The organism is Frankia canadensis, assembly GCF_900197875.1.
Taxonomy (GTDB): Bacteria; Actinomycetota; Actinomycetes; order Frankiales; family Frankiaceae; genus Frankia; species Frankia canadensis.
On the sequence record NZ_FZMO01000292.1, the window covers coordinates 1 to 4438 of the forward strand.

4 protein-coding genes are annotated in these 4438 nt (G+C 70.9%); 1 reads left to right on the forward strand and 3 read right to left on the reverse strand.

What is annotated here, in order from left to right; all coding sequences use genetic code 11:
* The first annotated feature begins 224 nt into the window (after positions 1 to 224).
* A complete protein-coding gene (locus C1A33_RS21000; RefSeq protein ID WP_165818505.1) occupies positions 225 to 809 on the forward strand; it encodes a TetR/AcrR family transcriptional regulator in 585 nt (194 codons plus the stop codon).
* Positions 810 to 845: 36 nt separating this feature from the next.
* On the opposite strand, the gene C1A33_RS37525 is transcribed toward C1A33_RS21000, so the two are convergent.
* From C1A33_RS37525 to C1A33_RS21015, 3 genes are all read right to left on the reverse strand, one after another.
* Positions 846 to 1961 carry an AMP-binding protein gene (locus C1A33_RS37525; protein ID WP_165818506.1) on the reverse strand — a complete coding sequence of 372 codons (1116 nt, stop codon included), beginning with the start codon at positions 1959 to 1961 and terminating at the stop codon, positions 846 to 848.
* Positions 1847 to 2437, reverse strand: a complete 591-nt coding sequence (locus C1A33_RS37530) for an AMP-binding protein (RefSeq protein WP_101833134.1) — start codon at positions 2435 to 2437, stop codon at positions 1847 to 1849. The genes C1A33_RS37525 and C1A33_RS37530 overlap by 115 nt, the downstream gene beginning before the upstream one ends.
* 278 nt (positions 2438 to 2715) lie before the next feature.
* Positions 2716 to 4281 (reverse strand): DHA2 family efflux MFS transporter permease subunit, encoded by a 1566-nt coding sequence (locus tag C1A33_RS21015; protein WP_101833135.1) that lies wholly within the window; start codon positions 4279 to 4281, stop codon positions 2716 to 2718.
* Positions 4282 to 4438: the final 157 nt, after the last annotated feature.

The following is a 4438-nucleotide window of genomic DNA, read 5'->3' on the forward strand; positions in this document are numbered from 1 at the left end:
TCGGCACATTCACCCAAGCCGTCTTCGTCCTGGAACAGGAAGGAATCTAAAAAAACCAACTTTGAAAATGCTCATCGATCTCGACCGCAAGCTATCATACGATAGCCTGACGAGCAACCAATGCACAGGAGACCGATGTGCAGGAAGGGGAATGGAGGACAGTGACCGACCGCCTCCCGCAATCTCCACCAGCGGCTCCGCCGTGCTCACCGACGGCCCAACGTGTGCTGACGGAAGCGGCCCGGCTGTTCGCCCAGCGTGGTTTCACGACCACCACCACGCGGGATATCGCGGCGGCCGTCGGCATCCGCCAGCCCAGCCTCTACAAGCACTTCGGGTCGAAGGAGGCGATTCTCGCCGCCCTGTTCGACCGCACCTCGATCCGGATGGCCGCGGTGGTCGACCAACTGGCCCCGCTGCCGCACGGCCCCGCGGTGCGGCTCTACCGCTGGCTGCACGAACTGGGCGACCTCATGTTGACCACGCCGTTCGTCGTCACCGCGCTGCTGCGCACCCGGGAGCTCGCCGACCCCGTCTTCGCCCCCCAGCAGAGGGAGGTGCTGGCGGGCCGGCGCTACTGCGCGGACCTGATCGCGGGTGCCGTCGCCGACGGTGTCTTCCGGGCCGTCGACCCCGCCCACACCAGCCGGCTCGTGTTCGGCGTGCTGGACGCGGCAGCGGTGGTGCGAAGCAGCCCGTCCATGGGCATCGACGAGGTGCTCGAGTTCACGTTCCGCGCCCTGCTCGCCGATACCGAGGCGCTGACCGCCATCCGCGCCGAGGCGCTCTCCATCACGCTCACGCACTAGCTTCAGGGGCTGAGCTGGGTCAGGGGCTGAGCTGGGTCAGGGGCTGGGTTCGTCGCGCAACGCGCGGCGCAGCAGCTTGCCGGTCGGCGAGTAGGGCAGGCTCTCGCGGAACTCGAGGCCGCGGGGCCGCTTGTAGCCGGCGAGAACCTGCTCCGCGAAGCCGCGGATCTCCTCGGCGAGCGCGGGCCCGGCCAACGCGCCGTCGGCGGGCACGACCACCGCGTGGACGCGCCACCCCCACTCCTCGTCGGGCACGCCGATGACGGCGACGTCGGCCACGCCGGGGTGGCGGCGCAGCGCGTCCTCGACCTCGGCCGGATACACGTTGACCCCACCGGAGAGGATCATGTCGGTGCGCCGGTCGACGAGGTACAACCAGCCCTCGGCGTCGAGGTAGGCCATGTCTCCGACCGAGTGGTACTCGCCGCGACGGCTCGCCGCCGTCGCCTCCGGGTCGCCCAGATAGGAGCTGCGCATGGTGGCCGAGAGGCGGATCCACAGCTGTCCGGTCTCCCCGGCCGGCAGCTCCTTGCCGTCCTCGTCGAGGATGAGCATGGCCGCTCCGTTGCCGTCGGCGCGCCCGACGCTGCCCGGGTGCGCCAGCCAGTCGGTCGGTGTGATCGACGTGCCGAACCCCTCTGAGGCCGCGTAGTACTCCCACAGCACCGGCCCGAACCACGCCATCATCCGGTGCTTGGTCGCCACCGGCGTCGCGGCGCCGGAGTGGCTGACCACCTGCAGGGAGCCGACGTCGTACCGGTCGCGCACCTCGTCGGGCAGCGTGAGCAGCCGGTGGAAGTGGATCGGCGCGAGCTGCGCGGTGCGCACCCGGTACCGCTCGACCAGGCGCAGGAACGTCTCGCTGTCCCACCGGCCGGCGAGCAGCACGCAATGTCCGTGATGTAAGCCCTGTAACGCCCAGGCGCCCGGAGCACCGTGGTAAAGCGGCCCGGCGATGAGCGAGACCGCGCCGGGGTCGTGGGTCATGCCCCGCAGCTCCATGAGCGGATCCGTCGACGCGACCCCCACCTCGGGATCTATCGCCGCCGACACCGGCCACACGACACCCTTGGGACGCCCGGTCGTGCCCGACGTGTACAGCATGACGTTGGCGTGCACCCGATCGGCCGGCTCGGTGTCCGGCTGCCCCACGACCAGCGCGTCGTACTCCCGTGCCCCGGCGGCGCCGGCGCGTCCACCGCGTCCACCGCGACCAGCCCGGCCGGGTCGCGCCCCAGCGAACGCCGGGCGGCCTCGGCCCGACCCAGCCGCTCGGCGTCGGCGAACAGCAGCCGGCTGTCGCTGTTCGCCAGAATGTAGGCGACCTCCTCGGGGGTGAGCTGGGTGTTGACCGGGACGAGCTGCACCCCGATCTGCCCCGCCGCGAGCGCGATCTCCAGGAACCGAGCCGAGTTACCCATCAGGACCGCGACCCGCTCCCCGGCGGCGAGCCCCGCCGCCCGCAGAGCGTGCGAAGCCCGATTCACCCGGCCAGCCATCTCACCGTAGGTGACGGTGCCCCCGCCCACCTCGATCACCGCCGGCTGCTCGGCGAGCACCTCCGCGTACCGGTAGAAGCTGGCCGGACGGCTCCCGCCACCCGCTAAGCCACCCGTTTCGCCCGACATCCGGTGCCTCCTCGTCTCGAACAGCGCCCACTCGTCGAACCCGAACGGCCGGTGCCATCACACCGTGTGCGACAGGCTCTCGACCATCGCCCGCTCCGGATCCAGCCTGGCCGCCCGGGTGATGACGAACGCCGTGTCGAGGTCGCTGGCGTAGGTCAGCACGCGCGCATGTTACGCAGACTTCCCGGCCAGGCAGGGGAACGGGACCTCCCGTATCGATCTACCGGGACGAAACGGACACTGAACCCACACGCGAAGATCACAATTCGAGACGCGACCTAATCGACCGTGACCGGTTCGGGATGCGGGGACGCCGCCTGGACGTCCGCGGGGGTTGTCGCCGGAGTGTCCGACCCCGCGGCGGACGCGGGACGGCTGCGGCCGGGAAGGAAGACGCTCGCGACGAGGCCGACGGCGGTCAGGGCGACGACCCACCAGAACGTGACGCCGAACGCCTCGCCGACCTTGTCGGCGATCGGGCCGGAGAGCTTCGCGCCGGCCGACTCGGCGAGCGCGCCCGCGCCGCTCCCGCCCCCCACCCGGTGGGCGACGGCGTGTTGCAACTCGACGGCGACCAGCGCGGTGGCCAGCGACCCGCCGACCCGCTGCAGGATGTTCAGCGTGGTCGTCGCACGCGGGACGGCGGCGGGGGCGAGGGTCGCGTAGGCGGCGCTCATGGCGGGCATCATCGCGGCGCCGAAGCCGAGGCCGCGCACGAACAGCGCCAGCGCCAGCAGGGCCTCGTTGGTGTGGCCGTCGACCTGGGTGAACACCAGCGTGCCGAGCAGGGACAGCAGCATGCCGAGCGGGACGACCGCGCGGGGGCCACGACGGTCGGAGACCCGGCCGGCGATCGCCATCGCGATCATGGCGCCCAGGCCCTGCGGAGCCATCAGCAGGCCGGCGTCGCTGGCGCTCTGCCCACGGGCGATCTGGTAGTAGAGCGGCAGCAGGAACATCGCGCCGAACAGCATCGCGCCGATGATGAACGTCGCGACGCTCGCGACGCTGAACCCGCGGTTGCGGAACAGCCGCAGGTCGAGCAGGGCACCGTCGCGGCGCAGCGCGTGGACGACGAACCCGGCCAGCAGGACCAGGCCGATCGCGACGCTGATCTGCACCTTCAGCGAGCCGAAGCCGCCGCCGTTGCCCGCCTCGGACAGGCCGTAGACGAGCGCGGCCAGGCCCGGGGAGATCAGTGCCAGGCCGGGGACGTCGAGCCGGTGGCTCGCGGAGCCGCGGTCGGTGCGGGGCAGCACCCGCCAGGCGGCGATCAGGGCGATCACGCCGATCGGCACGTTCACGTAGAAGATCCAGCGCCAGCTCAGGTGGTCGACGATCAGGCCGCCGACGACGGGCCCGAGGACCGGCGCGATGAGCATGGGAACGCCGATGATGCTCATGACCCGGCCGATCCGCTGCGGGCCGGCGGCCTGGGCGAGCAGCGTCATGCAGATCGGCATGATCATGCCGCCGCCGAGGCCCTGCAGGATCCGGAAGGCGATCAGCGCCTCCGCGGACCAGGCCATGCCGCACAGCGCGCTGCCCACGACGAACAGTGTCAGCGAGATGGTCCACATCCGGGTGGCGCCGAACCGCTCGACCGCCCAGCCGGCCATCGGGATCACGACGGCGAGCGCCAGCAGGTAGCCGGTGGTGACCCAGGAGATGGTCGACAGCGACGTGTGGAACTCGTTGCCGAGCGCGTGGATGGCGATCGAGACGATGGTCGTGTCGAGGATCACCATGATCGCGCCGAGCATGACCGTGGCGGACAGGCGGATCAGCGCCGGGTCGAGCCTGGCGTCGGCGGCCGGCGCGGCCGCGTTCGACTGGTCGGACATGAGGATCTCCGTGGCGAGGAGGAAGGACGCCGGACGGATGTCAGCATCCGCCCATTCGTTGAGTTGTGTCAAATATACCGTGGCATCAATAATAGCAGTGCGCATGCTCTCGCGTAGGATCGGGGGGCGATCCCCCGGGCGGGATCGACGGGGAGGG